At 63.5% G+C, this 18,856-nt stretch carries 20 protein-coding genes; 10 read left to right on the top strand and 10 right to left on the bottom strand.

The features are described 5' to 3' along the window. Window positions 1-81 precede the first annotated feature (81 nt). Window positions 82-444: a PilZ domain-containing protein gene (locus ACK56M_RS24915; protein WP_013974212.1), complete on the bottom strand. Its 363-nt coding sequence runs from the start codon at window positions 442-444 to the stop codon at window positions 82-84. A gap of 178 nt (window positions 445-622) precedes the next feature. Between ACK56M_RS24915 and ACK56M_RS24910 the strand changes: the two genes are divergently transcribed. The 3 genes from ACK56M_RS24910 (at window position 623) to yjiA (ending at window position 4,063) form a co-directional block, all read left to right on the top strand. Continuing rightward, window positions 623-2,689: a carbon starvation CstA family protein gene (locus ACK56M_RS24910; protein ID WP_015271794.1), complete on the top strand. Its 2,067-nt coding sequence runs from the start codon at window positions 623-625 to the stop codon at window positions 2,687-2,689. Between the two features lie 13 nt (window positions 2,690-2,702). Beyond that, window positions 2,703-2,900, top strand: a complete 198-nt coding sequence (locus tag ACK56M_RS24905; RefSeq protein WP_013974210.1) for a YbdD/YjiX family protein — start codon at window positions 2,703-2,705, stop codon at window positions 2,898-2,900. A 185-nt stretch (window positions 2,901-3,085) separates the two neighbouring features. Further along, window positions 3,086-4,063: a GTPase gene (gene yjiA / locus ACK56M_RS24900; protein WP_015271793.1), complete on the top strand. Its 978-nt coding sequence runs from the start codon at window positions 3,086-3,088 to the stop codon at window positions 4,061-4,063. Here the strand turns inward: yjiA and ACK56M_RS24895 are convergent. Beyond that, window positions 4,023-5,510 (bottom strand): methylenetetrahydrofolate reductase C-terminal domain-containing protein, encoded by a 1,488-nt coding sequence (locus ACK56M_RS24895; protein WP_015271792.1) that lies wholly within the window; start codon window positions 5,508-5,510, stop codon window positions 4,023-4,025. The two genes, yjiA and ACK56M_RS24895, sit on opposite strands and share 41 nt — an antisense overlap. A 315-nt stretch (window positions 5,511-5,825) precedes the next feature. Here ACK56M_RS24895 and metE point away from each other — a divergent pair, with 315 nt between their 5' ends. Beyond that, on the top strand, window positions 5,826-8,117 hold the full coding sequence (gene metE, locus ACK56M_RS24890; RefSeq protein ID WP_411959121.1) for a 5-methyltetrahydropteroyltriglutamate--homocysteine S-methyltransferase: 2,292 nt from the start codon (window positions 5,826-5,828) through the stop codon (window positions 8,115-8,117). A gap of 75 nt (window positions 8,118-8,192) precedes the next feature. Here the strand turns inward: metE and ACK56M_RS24885 are convergent, their stop codons facing one another. Then, window positions 8,193-9,371, bottom strand: a complete 1,179-nt coding sequence (locus ACK56M_RS24885) for an acetyl-CoA C-acetyltransferase (protein WP_054572760.1) — start codon at window positions 9,369-9,371, stop codon at window positions 8,193-8,195. Window positions 9,372-9,547: 176 nt separating this feature from the next. Here ACK56M_RS24885 and ACK56M_RS24880 point away from each other — a divergent pair, with 176 nt between their 5' ends. The 4 genes from ACK56M_RS24880 (at window position 9,548) to ACK56M_RS24865 (ending at window position 12,875) form a co-directional block, all read left to right on the top strand. Next, on the top strand, window positions 9,548-9,814 hold the full coding sequence (locus tag ACK56M_RS24880; protein ID WP_003260712.1) for a PepSY domain-containing protein: 267 nt from the start codon (window positions 9,548-9,550) through the stop codon (window positions 9,812-9,814). Beyond that, window positions 9,811-10,344 (top strand): cytochrome b/b6 domain-containing protein, encoded by a 534-nt coding sequence (locus tag ACK56M_RS24875; RefSeq protein ID WP_015271788.1) that lies wholly within the window; start codon window positions 9,811-9,813, stop codon window positions 10,342-10,344. The genes ACK56M_RS24880 and ACK56M_RS24875 overlap by 4 nt, the downstream gene beginning before the upstream one ends. 243 nt (window positions 10,345-10,587) lie before the next feature. Next, window positions 10,588-11,799 (top strand): enoyl-ACP reductase FabV, encoded by a 1,212-nt coding sequence (fabV, locus tag ACK56M_RS24870; RefSeq protein ID WP_015271787.1) that lies wholly within the window; start codon window positions 10,588-10,590, stop codon window positions 11,797-11,799. A 167-nt stretch (window positions 11,800-11,966) separates the two neighbouring features. Further along, entirely contained in the window at window positions 11,967-12,875 is a 909-nt protein-coding gene (locus tag ACK56M_RS24865; RefSeq protein WP_015271786.1) for an alpha/beta fold hydrolase, read from the top strand. A 128-nt stretch (window positions 12,876-13,003) separates the two neighbouring features. On the opposite strand, the gene ACK56M_RS24860 is transcribed toward ACK56M_RS24865, so the two are convergent. The 4 genes from ACK56M_RS24860 to ACK56M_RS24845 are packed head-to-tail and all read right to left on the bottom strand — an operon-like array spanning window position 13,004 to window position 14,975. Then, the gene (locus ACK56M_RS24860; RefSeq protein ID WP_003260709.1) at window positions 13,004-13,345 is read right to left on the bottom strand and encodes a HopJ type III effector protein; all 342 of its coding nucleotides are present in this window, start codon (window positions 13,343-13,345) and stop codon (window positions 13,004-13,006) included. After that, entirely contained in the window at window positions 13,338-13,634 is a 297-nt protein-coding gene (locus ACK56M_RS24855) for a DUF1244 domain-containing protein (protein WP_003260708.1), read from the bottom strand. The genes ACK56M_RS24860 and ACK56M_RS24855 overlap by 8 nt, the downstream gene beginning before the upstream one ends. Before the next feature lie 9 nt (window positions 13,635-13,643). Continuing rightward, window positions 13,644-14,381 carry a dihydromonapterin reductase gene (gene folM / locus ACK56M_RS24850; RefSeq protein ID WP_015271785.1) on the bottom strand — a complete coding sequence of 246 codons (738 nt, stop codon included), beginning with the start codon at window positions 14,379-14,381 and terminating at the stop codon, window positions 13,644-13,646. Between the two features lie 33 nt (window positions 14,382-14,414). Next, a complete protein-coding gene (locus tag ACK56M_RS24845; RefSeq protein ID WP_015271784.1) occupies window positions 14,415-14,975 on the bottom strand; it encodes a hypothetical protein in 561 nt (186 codons plus the stop codon). 219 nt (window positions 14,976-15,194) lie between these two features. Here ACK56M_RS24845 and ACK56M_RS24840 point away from each other — a divergent pair, with 219 nt between their 5' ends. Continuing rightward, on the top strand, window positions 15,195-16,127 hold the full coding sequence (locus ACK56M_RS24840) for a MerR family transcriptional regulator (protein ID WP_015271783.1): 933 nt from the start codon (window positions 15,195-15,197) through the stop codon (window positions 16,125-16,127). Here ACK56M_RS24840 and ACK56M_RS24835 read toward each other — a convergent pair. Together ACK56M_RS24835 and ACK56M_RS24830 are read right to left on the bottom strand one after the other, a co-directional pair. Then, entirely contained in the window at window positions 16,112-16,729 is a 618-nt protein-coding gene (locus ACK56M_RS24835; RefSeq protein ID WP_015271782.1) for a hypothetical protein, read from the bottom strand. The two genes, ACK56M_RS24840 and ACK56M_RS24835, sit on opposite strands and share 16 nt — an antisense overlap. 56 nt (window positions 16,730-16,785) lie before the next feature. Continuing rightward, window positions 16,786-17,214: a PAS domain S-box protein gene (locus ACK56M_RS24830; RefSeq protein ID WP_054572763.1), complete on the bottom strand. Its 429-nt coding sequence runs from the start codon at window positions 17,212-17,214 to the stop codon at window positions 16,786-16,788. 128 nt (window positions 17,215-17,342) lie between these two features. On the opposite strand from ACK56M_RS24830, the gene ACK56M_RS24825 reads away from it, so the two are divergent. Beyond that, the gene (locus ACK56M_RS24825; RefSeq protein ID WP_411959120.1) at window positions 17,343-17,798 is read left to right on the top strand and encodes a flavodoxin; all 456 of its coding nucleotides are present in this window, start codon (window positions 17,343-17,345) and stop codon (window positions 17,796-17,798) included. Between the two features lie 147 nt (window positions 17,799-17,945). Here the strand turns inward: ACK56M_RS24825 and ACK56M_RS24820 are convergent, their stop codons facing one another. Continuing rightward, on the bottom strand, window positions 17,946-18,827 hold the full coding sequence (locus ACK56M_RS24820; protein WP_411959119.1) for a LysR family transcriptional regulator: 882 nt from the start codon (window positions 18,825-18,827) through the stop codon (window positions 17,946-17,948). Window positions 18,828-18,856 lie beyond the last annotated feature (29 nt).

Genomic DNA, 18,856 nt, shown 5'->3' with positions numbered 1-18,856 from the left:
ACGCTGCTACCCAGGCTTAAAGCTGTCTGGGTAGACAGGAAACAAAAGGTGGGGAAGCGATTAGCTAGCTAAGAGATTTCATTATTCGATCAGTTCGCGCAGCTCACGCATCATTTCGGTGCTGTCGGCCACGTTCAATTCCACAAGACGGTGCAGATGGCTCATCGAATCGAGGTCGATGTACAAGCAGATGAAACCCAGGCGGTCTGGTTCCTCATGGCGCAGTTCAACCTGCATCTGCACGCGTGCATCGGGGCCCAGGTGAATGATGGCATCGAAGTCCTGGGTCAGGTCGACATCCCAGTTGGCCGGTCGTTCGATCAGCAAACCCTTGAGTGAAAGGTCCAGCAGCTTCGCAGGCCAGCGTCGCAGGCCCTGGCGCAGCTCGGTGGGGGCGTCGAAATCGATGCGCTGGAAACGGCGGCGTTCGTCGTGGTCGCTCATGGGTTAGATCCTCGCATAGGTCTTCAGGTGACATCCTGACTATAGTTAGAGTGGTATGTACATCAGGTACCGCAATCTGGCCGCAGAGGCTCTAGACCAAAGCAAGTGTGGCAATGCGCGATGACTCGCCCTAGACTCGATGGGCGGTCTTTTCCAATCCACCAGCTGGAAGCAAACCATGAACAACAATAATAGCCTGCTACGCCACATTCCGTGGCTGGCGCTGGCAGTCATAGGAGCCTGTGCGCTGGGTGTGGTTGCCCTGCGTCGCGGCGAGGCGATCAATGCCTTGTGGATCGTGGTCGCGGCAGTGGCCATCTACCTGGTCGCCTATCGTTACTACAGCCTGTTCATCGCCACCAAGGTGATGCAGCTCGACCCTCGCCGTGCCACCCCGGCGGTGCTCAACAACGACGGCCTGGACTACGTTCCGACCAACAAACACATCCTCTTCGGTCACCATTTCGCCGCCATCGCTGGCGCAGGCCCCTTGGTCGGCCCGGTACTCGCCGCGCAGATGGGCTACCTGCCCGGTACGCTGTGGCTGATCGCCGGCGTGGTGCTGGCTGGTGCGGTGCAGGACTTCATGGTCCTGTTCCTGTCCACCCGCCGCAACGGCCGCTCGCTGGGCGACATGGTGCGCGAGGAGATGGGCCGCATTCCAGGCACCATCGCGCTGTTCGGTTGCTTCCTGATCATGATCATCATCCTTGCGGTGCTGGCATTGATCGTGGTCAAGGCCCTGGCCGAAAGCCCTTGGGGCATGTTCACGGTGATGGCGACCATCCCGATCGCGATGTTCATGGGCATCTACATGCGCTACATCCGTCCGGGCCATATCGGTGAGATATCGGTCATCGGCGTGGTGCTGCTGCTGGCTTCGATCTGGCTGGGGGGCCAGATTGCCGCAGACCCGACCTGGGGCCCGGCGTTTACCTTTACCGGTGTGCAGATCACCTGGATGCTGGTGGGCTACGGTTTCGTCGCCGCGGTACTGCCTGTATGGCTGGTACTTGCGCCACGTGACTACCTTTCGACCTTCCTCAAGATCGGCACCATCGTCGGCCTGGCCATCGGTATCCTGATCATCGCGCCCGAGCTGAAGATGCCGGCGCTGACCCAGTTCACCGACGGCACTGGCCCGGTGTGGAAGGGCACCCTGTTCCCGTTCCTGTTCATCACCATCGCCTGTGGTGCGGTGTCCGGCTTCCACGCGCTGATCTCCTCGGGGACCACGCCGAAGCTGCTGGACAACGAAACCAACGCTCGCTACATCGGCTACGGCGGCATGCTGATGGAATCGTTCGTTGCCATCATGGCCATGGTCGCCGCCTCGGTGATCGAACCAGGCGTGTACTTCGCCATGAACAGCCCGGCCGCGGTGGTCGGTGCCGATGTGGCGTCGGTGGCGCAGACGGTCAGCAGCTGGGGCTTCCTGATCACCCCTGAGCAACTCGAGGCCACTGCCCGCGACATTGGCGAGCACACCGTGCTGGCTCGTGCCGGTGGTGCGCCGACCCTGGCTGTGGGTATCGCGCAGATCCTGCACCAGGTGCTGCCGGGTGAAAACACCATGGCCTTCTGGTACCACTTCGCGATCCTGTTCGAGGCGCTGTTCATCCTCACCGCAGTGGACGCCGGCACCCGTGCCGGGCGCTTCATGCTGCAGGACCTGCTGGGCAGCTTCGTGCCGGCGCTCAAGCGCACCGAATCGTGGACTGCCAACCTGATCGGTACTGCCGGCTGCGTGGCCCTGTGGGGCTACCTGCTGTACCAGGGCGTGATCGACCCGCTGGGTGGCATCAATACCCTGTGGCCGCTGTTCGGCATTTCCAACCAGATGCTGGCGGGTATCGCCCTGATGCTCGGCACCGTGGTGCTGATCAAGATGAAGCGTCAGCGCTACGTCTGGGTCACCCTGCTGCCGGCCGTGTGGCTGCTGATCTGCACCACCACTGCCGGCCTGATCAAGCTGTTCGATCCGAACCCGGCAGTGGGCTTCCTGGCCCTGGCCAAGAAGTACAGCGCCGCGCTGGACGCCGGCCAGGTACTGGCCCCGGCCAAGGACATCGGGCAGATGCAGCACGTGATCTTCAACGCCTACACCAATGCCGGCCTGACCGTGCTGTTCCTGGTGGTGGTGTTCAGCGTGCTGTTCTTCGCTGTAAAGGTCGGCTTCGCCGCCCTCGGCCGCAAAGAGCGCACCGACAAGGAAACCCCGTTCCAGGCCCTGCCTGACGCTTGAGAGGACTGCTGCGATGTTCAACGACCTGGGTCGACTGGGTAAATACCTGGGGCAGGCAGCCCGCCTGATGGTCGGCATGCCCGACTACGACAACTACGTCGAGCACATGCAGACCAAGCACCCGGACAAGCCGGTCATGACGTACGAGGAGTTCTTCCGCGAACGCCAGGAAGCGCGTTACGGCGGCAAGTCCGGGCCCAAGTGCTGCTAAGTCCAGGCTAGCGCGGTGCTATGTAGGAGCGGCCTTGTGTCGCGATCGGGCCGCAACGCGGCCCCGGCAATTTTGGCTGCGAAGCTGAAAATCCGGGGCCGCGTTGCGGCCCGATCGCGACACAAGGCCGCTCCTACATGGATCGCGCTCTCCCCGTCCATTTCACTGCACAGGAGATGTTCTGCGTGCAGACGCCTATCCCCGTAACCGTACTCACTGGCTTCCTCGGTGCCGGCAAGACCACCTTGCTCAAGCACATGCTCAAGGCCGAGCACGGCCTGAAGATCGCCGTGATCGAAAACGAATTCAGCGAGGCCGGCATCGACAGCCAGCTGCTGGGCGACGAGCCGGTGCAGGTGATGACCCTGGCCAATGGCTGCGTGTGCTGCAGCATCCACGGCGACCTGACCCGCGCCTTGTACCTGCTGCTCGAACGCCTGGATGCCGGCGAGATCGCCTTCGACCGCCTGGTAATCGAATGCACCGGCCTGGCCGACCCGGCGCCGGTGGCCCAAACCTTCTTCATCGACGAGGAACTGCGTGAGCGCTACATCCTCGATGGCATCATCACCCTGGTCGATGCCGCCCACGCCGAGCTGCACCTGACCCAGACCATCGCCCAGGCCCAGGTCGGCTTTGCCGATCGCCTGCTGCTGAGCAAGACCGACCTGGTCGAGCCCGCTGCGGTGGAGGCCCTGCGCGAGCGCCTGGCCCGCATCAATGGCCGGGCGGCGATCCGCGTGGTCGAGCATGGTCGCATCGACCTGGCCGAGCTGCTGGATGTGCGTGGTTTCAACCTCAACCCCGATCTGGGCGCGAACCTGAAGCCAGCGCTACGCCCGTTGCTCAAGCCCGCTACCCCGGACCGGATCTCCACCTTGGTGCTGCGCACGGAAAGCGCGCTGGACATCGACCGCCTCAGCGACTTCATGAACGAACTGCTGGAAACCCACGGCAAGCAGCTGCTGCGCTACAAGGGCGTGCTGAACATTGCCGGTGAAGCGCGCAAGCTGGTGTTCCAGGGTGTGCTCAAGCTCTATGGCTTTGACTGGGACGCCGAGTGGGCCGAGGGTGAAACTCGCGAGAGCGTGATGGTGTTCATCGCTGACGAATTGCCCGAGGCTACGATTCGGGCTGGGTTCGAGGCGCTGGCTGCGGGCTGAGCTGACGCGGCGTCTGGGCCTGGAACCACTGCGGCCATGAGCTGCGGTGGCGTGTCTCGAGCTCGATGCACGGGATCAGGCGCTCGGTCAGCAGCGCCGTCTGCCGCACCGCCTTGGCGGTGCGGTACTTGACGCTGTGGATGCATTCGCGGTCGCCGAACTCGCAGCGGTTCAGCGCGGTGCCGCCGCAGGGGCCGTTGGCCAGGCCCTTGGGGCAGGTTTCCGGGCAGATGTACAGGGTGTCTTCCAGGCGGCAGCGGCCACAGGTTTCGCAGCCTACCAGCGGGTGCTTAACCGCGTGTTCCACCTTGTGCAGCACCTGTGCGCCAAGGCGGGTAGCCCACATCGGTTGGCGCACGGCCCAGCCAAATGCCTTGCTCAGGCTATTGCGGCGGCTGAACAGCAGCGAATGCATGCCGTGCATCAGGTGATAGCGCGCTTTCTCCTTGAACGAGGCATCGACCCGTGACTCGCCCTGGCGCCAGCTTGCCTGCGGCGGATGGAAGCTGACTGCCGGCAGGCCGGGCATCTGCCAGCTGGCCTGCCAGGCCGGCGCCCATTGTTCCAGTGTGTGGATTTGCGCCTGCCAGTGCTCGATGCGTGCCTCCAGGGCCAGCAGTTGCTTGAGTTCGTGAACCCCCGACAGATGCACGCCGGCGTAGCCCATCAGCTTCACGCCGATGATCTGCAAGGCCAGGCGGTCGACGCTGCGCGCCTGGGCAAAGGCCTTGGACTGCGCCGCTTCCGCTTCCAGCATGTCGCGCATGGACGGCGTGACGGTCACGCCGGCCACGTGTTCGAGCATCGTCGCGCGCCCGTGAGTGAGGCTCATCAGGCAGGCCAGCATCGGCCTGGGCGCGGCCTGGCGGTTCATCCAATGCATGGCTTCCTGGTGTTTGCCGGCATCGAAGCCCAGTTGCAGGGTGAGGAAGTCGGCGCCCGCCGCCAGTTTTTTCTCGGCCTTGAAGTATTGGGCACCGCCTTCGTCCTCGCAGTACTTGAACGGGTTGAGCGCCGCGCCAAGCAGCCAGTGTGGGCAGGCCTGGCGGGCGATCTGCAGGGCTGCGACCGATTCCAGGTAGCGCACCGGGCGTTGGCCAGGCTGGTGGCCGGGCAGGCGGTCGCCGGTAAGCAGCAACAGTTGGTCGAGGCCTGCGGCATCCATGCGTTGCAGTTGGGCGAGCAGGTGGTGGCGTTCGCGGTCCTTGCCGGAGAAGTGCGGCAGGGCGGGTACCGGGTTGCTGAACGAGGCGAGGGCGTCCAGTGGCGACATGTCCAGCGGGCTGCCGACGCGGTCGCCGATTGCCACGGTCATCGGCCAGCCGCACAGGTGCGCACGGGCCAGGATCGCGTCCATGGCGGCGAAGCGCTCTGTGGAGGGCTTGGGGACGAACTCCATGACGCAGACGAAGGTTTTTTCGCGCAGCGCGGTTTTCAGCAGGCTCATGGGGCCGGGTACCTGATTTGGTCAGGCTGGCATTGTGCGGCAGAAGGCGGGTGCGGTCATGTCCGGATGCGCAGGCTGGTGCTCTGAATGAGACATCCGGGCTTGCCTGTGCCGGCCCTTTCGCGGCTAAAGCCGCTCCCGCAGGGTGGCGCGGTACCTGTAGGAGCGGCTTTAGCCGCGAAAGGGCCCGTACAGGCAGTACAAATTCACGAACATGAATAAATCTTGAGTTCATATCAAATTTAATGAGTTTGTCTCAAGATGAAAGTGCCCGGAAAATCCCCTCATTCATTTATGCATGCTGAGGGACAAGACATGGCACTGGCACACAACCTGGGCTTTCCACGTATCGGCCGCGACCGCGAGCTGAAAAAGGCCCAGGAAGCCTTCTGGAAGGGCGAACTCGACGAAGCCGGCCTGCGCGCCGTCGGCCGCGAGCTGCGTGCCCGCCACTGGCAGGTGCAGAAAGACGCTGGCATCGAACTGCTGCCGGTTGGCGACTTCGCCTGGTACGACCAGGTGCTCACCCACTCGCTGACCTTCGGCGTGATCCCGCAGCGCTTCCGCAGCCACGACGCTGCCAGGCCCACTCTCCAGACCCTGTTCGCCATGGCCCGTGGCGCCGTGGGTGACAATTGCTGCGGCGGCGCGCACGCCCAGGAAATGACCAAGTGGTTCGACACCAACTACCACTACCTGGTCCCCGAATTCACTGCCGACCAACAGTTTGCCCTGAGCTGGGAGCAACTGTTCGAAGAAGTGGCTGAAGCCCAGGCCCTGGGCCATGCGGTCAAACCGGTGGTAATCGGCCCGCTGACCTACCTGTGGCTGGGCAAGGCCAAAGGTGGCAATTTCGACAAGCTGGAGCTGCTCGACCGCCTGCTGCCGCTGTATGACCAGATCCTCAACCGCCTGGCTGCCCAGGGCGTGGAGTGGGTGCAGATCGATGAGCCGATCCTGGCCCTGGACCTGCCTCAGGACTGGAAGAATGCCTACGAGCGCGTCTACAACATCCTTCAGCGGGCGCCACTGAAGAAGCTGATCGCCACCTACTTCGGCGGCCTGGAAGACAACCTGGGCCTGGCCGCCAACCTTCCAGTCGATGGCCTGCACATCGACCTGGTGCGGGCGCCCGAGCAGTACCCGACCATCCTCGACCGCCTGCCGGCCTACAAGGTGCTGTCGCTGGGCCTGGTCAACGGCCGCAACGTCTGGCGCTGCGACCTGGAAAAGGCGCTGGAGGTACTGCGCCATGCCCATGAGCGCCTGGGTGAGCGGCTGTGGGTGGCGCCGTCCTGCTCGTTGCTGCACAGCCCGGTGGACCTGGACCGTGAAGACCAGCTCGATGCCGAACTGCACAGCTGGCTGGCCTTCGCCGTGCAGAAGTGCCAGGAAGTGGCGCTGCTGGCCAAGGCCATCAATGCCCCGCACGCCGCCGACGTGGCCGCCGCATTGGCCCAGAGCCAGGCCGTGCAGGCCAGCCGCGCCGCTTCGCCGCGTATTCACAAGCCTGGCGTGCAGGCCCGGCTGGCAGACATCAAGCCCGCTGACAGCCAGCGAAAATCAGCCTTTGCCCAACGTATCGTCAAGCAACGTGCGGGGCTCGACCTGCCGGCGTTCCCGACCACCACCATCGGTTCGTTCCCGCAGACCTCGGCGATTCGTCTGGCACGCCAGGCCTACAGGCAGGGCAAGCTGACCGAGGCCGATTACGTCGAGGCCATGCACAGCGAGATCCGCCATGCGGTGAAAATCCAGGAGGACCTGGGCCTGGATGTGCTGGTGCACGGCGAGGCCGAGCGCAACGACATGGTCGAGTACTTCGCCGAGCAGATCGATGGCTATGTATTCACCCGCTTTGGTTGGGTGCAGAGCTATGGTTCGCGATGTGTGAAGCCTGCGGTGATCGTTGGCGACCTGAGCCGGCCGAAGGCCATGACCGTGGAGTGGATCACTTATGCCCAGGGCCTGACCAGCAAGGTGATGAAGGGCATGCTGACCGGCCCGGTGACCATGCTGATGTGGTCGTTCCCGCGTGAGGACGTGAGCCGCGAAGTGCAGGCGCGCCAGCTGGCGCTGGCGATCCGCGACGAAGTGGTCGACCTGGAAGCGGCGGGTATCAGGATCGTGCAGATCGACGAAGCGGCGTTCCGTGAAGGCTTGCCGCTACGCCACGGCGCCTGGGCCCATTATCTGGAGTGGGCCACCGAGGCCTTCCGCCTGTGTGCTTCGGGGGTGCGTGACGAAACCCAGATTCACACCCACATGTGCTACAGCGAGTTCAACGACGTGATTGAGTCGATCGCGGCGATGGATGCCGACGTCATCACCATCGAGACCTCGCGGTCCGACATGGAGCTGCTGGCGGCTTTCGAACGGTTCGCCTACCCCAACGAGATCGGCCCGGGTGTGTATGACATTCACTCGCCACGGGTGCCGACCCGTGAGGAAATGGTCAAGCTGCTGCACAAGGCTGCCCAGCGTATCCCGGCCGAGCGCCTGTGGGTCAACCCGGATTGCGGGCTGAAGACCCGCGGCTGGCCGGAGACCGAGGCAGCGCTGGTGAACATGGTCGCAGCTGCCCGCGAGCTGCGTGCCACTGCCTGATTTTCTTGTTGCCTGTACCGGCCTCTTCGCGGGCAAGCCCGCGAAGAGGCCGAGCCTGCTTGAGTCAGTCCGAGATCACCGCTCGATTGCCAAGGCCACGCCTTGCCCGCCACCAATGCACAGGGTTGCCAGGCCTTTCCTGGCGTCCCGCTTGATCATCTCGTGCAGCAGGGTCACCAGCACCCGGCACCCGGACGCACCAATCGGGTGGCCAAGGGCAATCGCCCCGCCATTCACGTTGACCCGCGTGGCATCCCATTCCAGCGCCTTGCCCACGGCCAGCGCCTGCGCGGCAAAGGCTTCATTGGCTTCGATCAGGTCCAGCTCGGCCAGTTGCCAGCCGGCCTTGTCCAGGCAGCGCTGGGTGGCCGACACCGGGCCGATGCCCATGATCGCCGGATCTACACCGGCACTGGCGTAAGCCGCGATCCTGGCCAGCACCGGCAGGCCCAGGGCCTTTGCCTTGGCGGCGCTCATCAGCAGTACGGCGGCGGCACCGTCATTCAGGCTCGAGGCGTTGCCAGCGGTGACGCTGCCGTCCTTCTTGAACGCCGGGCGAAGTTTGCCCAGGGATTCAGCGGTGGTATCCGGGCGTGGCTGTTCGTCCCGCGCGAACACCTTGGGTTCTCCCTTCTTCTGCGGCAGCACGATCGGGGTGATTTCATCATCGAAGCGGCCGGCTTCCATCGCCGCCACCGCCTTGCGCTGCGACTCGGCGGCGAAGGCATCCTGCTGCTCACGGCTGAGGCCGTACTGGTCCACCAGGTTTTCGGCGGTGATACCCATGTGGTAGTCGTTGAAGGCATCCCACAGGCCGTCGCTGATCATGCTGTCGATCAGCTGGCCATGGCCCATGCGCTGGCCGGTGCGGGCCGCCGGCATCACATAAGGGGCAAGGCTCATGTTCTCCTGGCCACCGGCGATTACCACCTCGGCATCACCGCAGCGAATGGCCTGAGCGGCCAGGTGCAGTGCCTTCAGGCCCGAGCCGCAGACCTTGTTCAGGGTCATTGCCGGCACGCTGAAGGGCAGGCCGGCCTTGATCGCGGCCTGGCGTGCCGGGTTCTGCCCGGCGCCGGCGGTAAGCACCTGGCCGAGGATGACTTCATCGACCTGCGCCGGGGCCAACCCGGTCTGTTCCAGCAGGCGCTTGATCACGGCGGCACCGAGGTCTACTGCAGGCACAGTGGCCAAGGCGCCCTGGAAGCTGCCGATGGCGGTACGGGTTGCGGCGACGATGACCACGTCGTTCATGTTGTTGTTCTCCGTGCGATGGGCGTAATGCCTCAAGCATCGGTGGCTTTGGCTCATTTGTTAAGTTTGTTTTTCTTTGCGATTGATGTGTAAAGCAAATGAATGAGCGCGAAGCGACCTGCGGAACTATGCTCAGGGATGCGCTATTACACTCATCTGGATGGGAGCACATGCCCATGCGTACATTGATCGCCATGACCCTCCTGATCGGCAGCAGCGCCGCATTCGCCGCCACCGAATGCACCACCGCTGACAAAAGCACCTGGCAGGATCAGGAAAAATTCCAGGCGCAGCTCAAGGAGCAGGGCTACAAGATCAACAAGTTCAAGGTCACCAAGGGTAACTGCTACGAGATCTACGGTTTCGACAAGGATGGCAAGAAGGTCGAGATCTACCATGACCCAGTGACGGGCAAGGCAGTCAAGACCGAGTACCACGATTGAACAGCGACGGCACGGTACAGCTGTGGGACCCCCTGCTGCGGCTGTGCCACTGGTCGATCGCCGTGGTGTTCTTCGCCAACTACTTCTTCAACGAAGAGGGTGAAGGCTGGCACCAGTGGCTGGGCTACTACGCACTAGCCGTTGTGGTGGTGCGTGTGGTCTGGGGCTTTGTCGGGCCACGCAGCGCGCGCTGGGCCGATTTCTGGCCATCCCCGGCAAGCCTGGTCGGACATGCCCGTGCGCTGCTGCATGGGGGGCTTGACCATCATATGGGGCATTCGCCGATTGGCGCCCTGGTGATGGTGCTGATGCTGACTTGTATCGCCGGCCTGGGCCTTACCGGGTGGGCGTCGCAGGAGGTGGACGCACTGTTTGGTGTCGACTGGCCGATGGACCTGCACAGCTGGCTGGCCAACGCGCTGCTGGTGCTGGTTTGCGTGCATGTGCTGGCGGCAATCTACGAGAGCGTGCGCATGCGGGAAAACCTGCCGTGGTCGATGATCACGGGGCGCCGTCGGCACCGCGATTGACGTTGGCAGCCACTTCCCGGCTGAACCTGCTCCCACAGCTACTGCGCAGCCCTCAAGATCTGCGCGGTCTCTGTGGGCAGGTTTACCCGCGAGGAGGCCGGCACAGGCAAACCTTGGTTTTGAATCCCTTTGATCACCCCGTAATATGTGTCGGATAACCTGCGGGGGTAGTCTCACCCTCTGATCAACCGGAATCGCCCATGGCGGCGCTTCCCCCGGCATAAACCTGACGAGGTACAGACATTGGCCATCATTCATCCTAAGGTCCGCGGTTTCATCTGCACCACGACTCACCCGAAGGGCTGCGAGCTCAACGTCCGTGACCAGATCGAAGCCACCCGCAAGCTGGGCGTGCGCGAGGATGGCCCGAAGAAGGTTCTGGTCATCGGTGCTTCCAGCGGCTACGGCCTGGCAGCTCGCATCACCGCGGCGTTCGGCTTCAAGGCCGACACCTTGGGCGTGTTCTTCGAAAAACCAGGCACCGAGACCAAGGCCGGCACCGCTGGCTGGTACAACGCTGCAGCCTTCGACAAGTTCGCCAAGGCCGAGGGCCTGTACAGCAAATCGATCAATGGTGACGCCTTCTCCGACGAAGCTCGTGCCAAGGTCATCGAACTGATCAAGAACGAAATGGGCGGCAAGGTCGACCTGGTCATCTACTCGCTGGCCTCGCCAGTGCGCAAGCTGCCGCAGACCGGTGAACTGGTGCGTTCGGCCCTGAAGCCGATCGGCCAGCCGTACAAGTCGACCGCCATCGACACCAACAAGGACACCATCATCGAGGCCAGCATCGAGCCGGCTACCGAGCAGGAAATCGCCGATACCGTCACCGTCATGGGTGGCCAGGACTGGCAGTTGTGGATCGACGCCCTGGCTGGCGCCAACGTGCTGGCCGAAGGCGCCCGCACCGTGGCCTTCAGCTACATCGGCAGCGACATCACCTGGCCGATCTACTGGCACGGTGCGCTGGGCCAGGCCAAGCAGGACCTGGACGAAACCGCCCTGCGCCTGGACAAGAAGCTGGCCGGTGAAGTCAAGGGCGGCGCCAACGTGGCGGTGCTGAAGTCGGTGGTTACCCAGGCCAGCTCGGCCATCCCGGTGATGCCGCTGTACCTGTCGATGGTGTTCAAGATCATGCAGGAGAAGGGTGTTCACGAAGGCACCCAGGACCAGCTGGACCGCATGTACCGCGACCGCATGTACCGTGCCGACGGCGCGCCGGCCGAAGTCGACGAGAAGGGCCGCCTGCGCCTGGACGACTGGGAACTGCGTGATGACGTGCAGGACGCTTGCAAGGCGCTGTGGCCACAGGTGACCACCGAGAACCTGTTCGAGCTGACCGACTATGCCGGTTACAAGAAGCAGTTCCTCAACCTGTTCGGCTTCGAGCGCGCTGACGTCAACTACGACGAAGACGTGGCTACCGATGTGAAGTTCGACTGCATCGAGCTGTAATCGCTGCCGGCCTGTACCGGCCCTTTCGCGGGTAAACCCGCTCCCACAGGGATCCCTTTTAACTTGAGGGAGATGGAGTACCTGTAGGAGCGGGTTTACCCGCGAAGAGGCCGGTACAGGCTATAAAATCTTTGCTAGCTTTGGCGCACAACAACAGGGAATGTGCCATGAGCAGCCTCACCCAACCCGCCACTGCCTTTCGCCACACCGCAGCCGACGGCTACAGCCTCGGCGGTTTCCGCTGGCGCCACGCCCGACCTGACCCCCAGCGCCCGCTGGTGATCATCAACGCTGCCACTTCGGTACGCTGCCACTACTACTCGCGTTTCGCCGACTACCTGTTCGCCCAGGGGTGCGATGTGCTGACATACGACTACCGTGGCATTGGCGAATCCCGCCCGGCCTCGCTGCGTGGCTTCCAGGCATCCTGGAGCGACTGGGGCCGGCTGGATTTCGAAGCCATGCTGGTGAATGCCGCAGAACATTTCCCCGGCCAGCCGGTGGATGTGGTGGGGCACAGTTTTGGCGGCTGCGCAGTGGGGCTGGCACCGTCGGCGCACAAGGTACGCCGGGTGGTGATGGTTGGCGCGCAATTCGCCTACTGGCGCGATTATGCGGCTGACCAGCGTTGGCAGCTGTTCTGCAAGTGGCATGTGGTAATGCCGCTGCTCACCCGTGTGTTCGGTTATTTTCCCGGCAAGCGTCTGGGTTGGCTGGAGGACACGCCATCCGGCGTGGTGCACGATTGGACCACCCGTACCCCGCGCTATGAGCACCGACCCAGCGGGCGTGCACTGGAGGCACTACCGTTCGCCCAGGTGCGGGCGGCGACGCTGGCCATCAGCCTGACCGATGATCCCTTTGGTACCGTGGCGGCGACCGAGCGTTTGCTGGGTTATCTGCAGGGCGCCGAGCGCCAGCACCTGCGTATTGCGCCTGTGGATATCTCGGTCGATGAAATTGGCCATTTCGCGTTCTTCCATGACCGCTTTCGCGAAAGTTTGTGGCCGGTGGCCTTGCAGTGGTTGCAGCAGGGTGGCTTGGCGGGAGGGGTGCCGGGAACCATCATCAGCTGAGGTTGGTTTCGAGATTTTGGGGCCGCTCTGCGGCCCTATCGCGACACAAGGCCGCTCCTACAAGGGAACGCGGTCTTCTGTAGGAGCGGCCTTGTGTCGCGATGGGCTGCAAAGCAGCCCCGGCTATCTCAAGCCTTGCGCGCAAGCGGCAGCTCGGCGAACTTGACGCCCGCCAGCCCATGCTTGATCAGCGCACGGATATTGCCATGGTCGCTGCCCTCGGGCGTGGCCACCACGTCACGGTAGTGCTCGCCAAAGGCCAGCAGCGCTTCCTGGTCGCTCAGCCCTTCCAGCAGCGCCAGGCCCAGGGTCTTGCACGAACCTTCGTTCTGCCCGGCTGCATTCGCCACGCCGCCATTGTCGAAGGCCTGTGGCTGGTAGCTGTAGTTGTCGGCAATGAACGCCAGGGTGTCGGCAAACACGTGTTGGCCGCTGGCCAGGCTGGCGCGCAGGGTGTTCAGGTCAGTCACGAGGTTTTCCTTTTTCGAACGCCGCTTGTTGGTCGGCGCTGGCTTCTTTCTGGTATTGGGCTTTCCACTCGGCGTAAGGCATGCCGTACACCGCTTCGCGGGCGTCATCCAGGCTCAGGTCGAGCTGGCGCTCGTCAGCCGCGGCCTTGTACCACTTGGACAGGCAGTTGCGGCAGAAGCCGGACAGGTTCATCAGGTCGATGTTCTGCACGTCGGTGCGCTTCTGCAGGTGTTCGACCAGGCGCCGGAACGCGGCGGCCTCGAGTTCGAGCTGTTGCTGTGGGGTCATGGGCTTCTCTCAGGTCATGCGGTTCTTCAGGTGGCGGCCACCGTTGATGACCACCTGGCTGCCGGTGCTGTACTGGCTGGCGAGCAGGTACTTGACCGTCTCGATCAGCGGGCCGGCGCCGGGTTCGAACTCCAGCAGGGCCTTTTTCAGGGTCTGCTGGCGGTAGGTTTCGTCACCCCCTTCCTTGAGGATCAGCAGCCCGGGCAGGATACCGTTCACACGCACCTTGGGCGCATATTTTTCGGCGAAAGACAGCACCATGTTCTGCAACGCGGCCTTGGTCGCGGCGTAGCCGATGTGGCTTTTGCTGCCGCGCGAAGAGGTTTCGTCGCAAATGTGGATGATGTCGGCCTTTTCCACCTTGGCCAGCAGGTCGCCCAAGGCCAGGTTGAGGTGGTAGGGCGCTTCGACGTGAAGGCGGAACATGGTCTCGAGGTTGTCGAGGCCATCGTCGAGCCACAACGAGGCGTTGTGGATGATCGCGCGCAGGCCGTCGTAATGGTTGTGCAAGTAGTCGATCAGGGCCTGTCGATCGGCCAGCTGGCACAGGTCAGCCTGGAACTGCACGATGTTCGGGTGAGCCGCTTGTGGCTGGACGCTGCGGCTGGCACTGACCACCGTATGGCCGGCCTGCGCCAGTTCAAGGGCCAGGGCCAGCCCGACGCGCTGGCTGGCTCCGGTAACGAGAATGGGGCTGTTCATGTTCGGGGCGGTCAACTTGTCTGTCCTTTGGTTGCCGCCCAGCATACCCGAACTGTCTACCGCGTGTACGGCCTGGCCTCAGCGGCTGCGCAGGGCGCCGGCAGGGGCGGGGGACGCATGCAGCCAGCCGGCCAGCAGACGGGTGGACAGGGGGATGAACAGGTAGACCATCACCGGCGTCAGGCCCAGGGTGCTGAGCAATACCCGTGGTACCAGGTCCAGCGCAGCGAGCCAGTGGCCGAACACCAGGTTGAACACCAGCGAGACCGGGAAGAAGGCCAGCCAGATGGCCACAGCCTGCTTCCAGCGTGGTGGTTTTTGCACCATGTTGGTGCCAAACCAGTCGTCGATGCCGCTCACGCGCGCTTCCTTGGGGCGTTCGAAAAGGCCGTTGCCGCGTTGCAACCAGGCCCGACGCGAGGCGGAATGTTCCCAGGCATGCAGAGTCGGCTCGTCGCTGAAACGAAAGATGATCTGGAATTCGTCGCTGTCGCGGGGTGGCGCGAGGATGCCCGAGCCAAGGTAGCCGGGGAAGTCGGTGGCCAGCTGCTCGCCTTCATGCAGCCAGGCCAGCAGGTCCTGGTAGCGGCCATGGGCGGCGCGGCGCGACACCATCAAGGTGACGGGTGGGGTAGACATCGTGTATCTCCTGGCAACGGGGCTGGCGGGTAGCCGGCCCCTTTGGCTGAGTGGCCCGGGGTGGTGGGCGACACAGGCATGCATGCAAGAATCGGGCGCGGATTATCGCCCATCTGCGATCTTCGGCAACTGTAAGCCGGCAAACGGTTGCGCCCCAGCGCCTGGTATTGCCGTAGTAGACTAGGTGTTCAACTTGGACACACAGGGAACCCCGTGCAGATGAACGAACAGGGACTGAATCCGGTAATCGATGCGGGCCTCGCGCAGGACCTGTTTCCGATCCGTGAGGTTTCCCGCCTGACTGGCGTCAATGCCGTGACCTTGCGCGCCTGGGAGCGCCGCCACGGTCTGATCCAGCCTACCCGCACCGACAGCGGCCACCGCCTGTATTCCCAGGCCGACATCGATGACATCCGCCGCATCCTTGGCTGGCTGGAGCGCGGCGTTGCGGTAAGCAAGGTTGCCAGCATCCTCGCGCGCGACCATGCCCGTGCCGGGCAGGCAGGTGTCGCGACTGGCGCATGGGGGCGCTGGCAGCAGCAAATTCGCCAGGCGTTACAACGTTTTGACCTTGTCGGCCTGGACCGCCTGTTCGACGAGGTATTTGCCGCCTGCACCCTGGACCAGGTATTCAGTGAAGTGTTCATGCCTGTGTGGCATGACCTGGCGGCCGGTCAGGGCGGCTACGGGCAGGCCAGCGAGTGGCTGTTCCTCGATCAGTTCCTGCGTGGCCGGGTGTATACCCGCTTGCAACTCGCCCGCGCGCCGCGCAGCCGCATGGTGCTGCTGGCGCCATTGCCGGGGCAGTGCCACGAGTTGGATTTGCTGGTGACCAGCCTGACCTTGGGCTGCGATGAAGTTGGCGTGACGCCACTGGCGAGCGCGCAGCCGCTGGCAGAACTGGCACTGGTCTGCGAACGCCTGAAACCGGATGCCCTGGTGCTGTTTTCCCATCAGCCGCCCACGACGGAGCTCACACGGCGGCTGACGCGCCTGGTGGCTGGGCTGGAGTGCCCGTTGTTACTGGCGGGTGAAGCGGCGGAACTGGCACAGGACAGCCTGGCTGGCAGCCCGATCGCTTGCCTGGGTGCGCAGGGTAGCGTGATGCGCCAGCGTTTGCGGCAGTTTCTGGCCGGTCAGTTCGATACCTGAGTGTGTAGCTCGGGGTGGGCCCGGCGATGGGCCTGGAGGATGTAGTCGCGCAGGCGTTCGATCTCTTCGGCCGGGCTTTGGCTGAGGTCGTAGGCTGCCAGGTCCGGGCCGATGCGCCGGCCCAGCACGCCATGCAGTTCGATGGGGGGGATGCCATCAGGGGCGAAGCGCAATTCGAAGTGGGCTGGTGCCGCTGGCAGGCCACGGACTTCCAGCAATGTACCCTTGAACGAGATCTCGCGAACCCACAGGCCAGTTTCCTGCCCATGGGCATCGAGCAGTGCGCTCGGCTTCTCCATCGACAGGCGCCAGGGGCGCAGCATGGGGCCGTCCTCGTAGATTTCCGGTGAGCCCAGTTGCAGGTGCAGGGCGTGGAACTCGTCTTCCACCAGTTGCAGCGGGAAGCTGATTTGCTGGTTGTTGAACTGGGCCTGCAGGGTTACCTGCTCGTTGGCCACCAAGCGGGTGAGCAAGCTCTGGATGCGGCGGTCGCCATTGACCAGCAGGCTCGACATGGGGTCGGCCAGGTTCAACTGCGGCGAATGCTGCATGTTCTGTATGAAATCCAGCTCGTCCTGGGTCAGGAGCGCTTCTGCTTGCATGATCGAACTCGATGGCGATTTCTTCAACGGGATTGACCGTGCGTGGCGTACTTGGTTCAGGTGCGTTCGTCGGGTTTCGGACGAACGCGCAGTTGTGCCAGTTCCCGCTCCAGTTCGACCTGGCGAGTGACGTCTTTCTGGATACCGATGAAGTAGGTGCGCTGTTCGGCGTCGTGCCTTACCGGGGTGATCGACAGTTCGTTCCAGAAAGCGCTGCCATCCTTGCGGTAGTTGCGCAGCACTTCGCGGCACGGTCGGCCTTCGGCCAGGGCCTTGCGGATGCGGGCGCGGCCAAGCTGGTCGCGGTCGTCGGCCTGCAGGAAGCGGCAATCCTGGTAGAGGATTTCGTCACGGCTGTAGCCGGTCAGGCGTTCGAAGGCCGCGTTCACGTAGATGAGGATGGTGTCGTCGCCTTCCTGTTCGGCGACCACGATGCCGTCATTGGACGCATCGACCATGGATTGCAGTAGTTGCGCGTTGATCATGTTCGGGCCATTGAATAAACAAGGGTGCGAAGCAGGGCTTAGGATGGTGACTTTGGTAGAGGCGGCCTTTTGCCAGCGCCGGATGCTAGTATCCTACGTTTTCACTCAGTTTCGGAATCCACTACCCGATGAAAGTCGCCATTATTTCCGGATCGGTCTACGGCACCGCCGAAGAAGTCGCCCGTCACGCTGAATCGCTGCTCAAGGCTGCGGGCCTGGAGGCCTGGCATGCGGCGCGCGCCACCTTGCAGGACCTTGAAGGTTTCGCCCCCGACGCCTTGCTGGCCGTGACCTCGACCACTGGCATGGGCGAACTGCCGGACAACCTCATGCCGTTGTATTGCAGCATTCGCGATACCCTGCCTGCGGCCTGGCGTGGTCTGCCGGGTGCGGTGATTGCCTTGGGCGACAGCAGTTATGGCGATACCTATTGCGGTGGTGGCGAGCAGATGCGCGAATTTTTTGCCGAACTGGGCGTGCGCGAAGTGCAACCGATGTTGCGCCTGGATGCCAGCGAGACGGTGACTCCGGAGGCGGATGCAGAGCCTTGGTTGGCTGAGCTTGTTCAAGCACTGAAGGCCTGACTCGAGGCTTCACGCGAGCCCTTGTAGGAGCGGCCTTGTGTCGCGAAAGGGCTGCAAAGCAGCCCCTGGATTCGGCAGCGCAGCAGATATTGCTGGGGCTGCTTTGCAGCCCTTTCGCGACACAAGGCCGCTCCTACAGGGATCGCGTCAGCCGTGATGTTTGCGTAGTAAAGACAACCATGCCTGCGCCGCCCGTGACAGATACGCCCCGCGCCGCCAGATGAACGCGATATCCCAACGCAAATCCCCCGGCGAGCGCAGCGGCAAGCGCACCACACCGGGGCGCTCCAGGGCTTTCGCCACCACACGGGGCAGCAACACCACACCCTGGCCCGCCGCTGCCAGCGCCGCGAGGAAATCCGCCTGGCCACTGCGACCGCCTTCCTTGGGGGTAAAACCCTGCTGCTGGCACGCCTTCAGCAGCCGGTCATTGAGCACGAAGCTGCGTTGGTAAAGCAGGAACGGGGTATCGGCCAGCTGCCACAGATCTACCGCTTCCTGGCCTGCCAGCTCGTGCCCGGCAGGCAACAGTGCATCCATTGGCTCGTTGCAGAACGGCTGGTAGTCGAACGCCTCGTCACTGGGCGTCAGGCTGCCTCCCAGTTCCAGTTCGCCACTTCTGACCGCCTGTTCGATGCTGCGACTGCCACCTTCTAGCAAGTGGATTGCAATGTTCGGGTGACGCCGCCGATATTCGGCGAACAACCCGGCGAACAGCGCGTCGCTGCCCAGCATCGGCAGGCCCAGCCGCAGTTCGCCGCGGCTCATCTGGCTGAGGTCGTCCAGTTCGCCGAGCAATGCCTGACGTTGACGCAGCAAGGCTTCGCCGCGCTCCAGGACGATGCGCCCGGCAGCGGTCAGGTGCAACTGCGAGGCCTGGCGCTCCAGCAGCGGCTGGCCCACATCTTGCTCCAACTGAGCCACCTGCTTGCTCACCGCCGACTGGCTGATGTGCAGGGTCTGCGCGGCCTGGGTAAAACCGCCGCGGTGGACCACTTCGATAAAGCTGCGCAGCTGTTTGAATTCCATGATCACAATTCCATTCTGGAATGTTGTTC

The sequence above is a fragment of the Pseudomonas sp. s4 genome (assembly GCF_046764235.1).
GTDB lineage: Bacteria > Pseudomonadota > Gammaproteobacteria > Pseudomonadales > Pseudomonadaceae > Aquipseudomonas > Aquipseudomonas asiatica.
The sequence above is the reverse complement of the archived record's forward strand: the minus strand, read 5'-3'. Positions and strand labels throughout refer to the sequence as shown.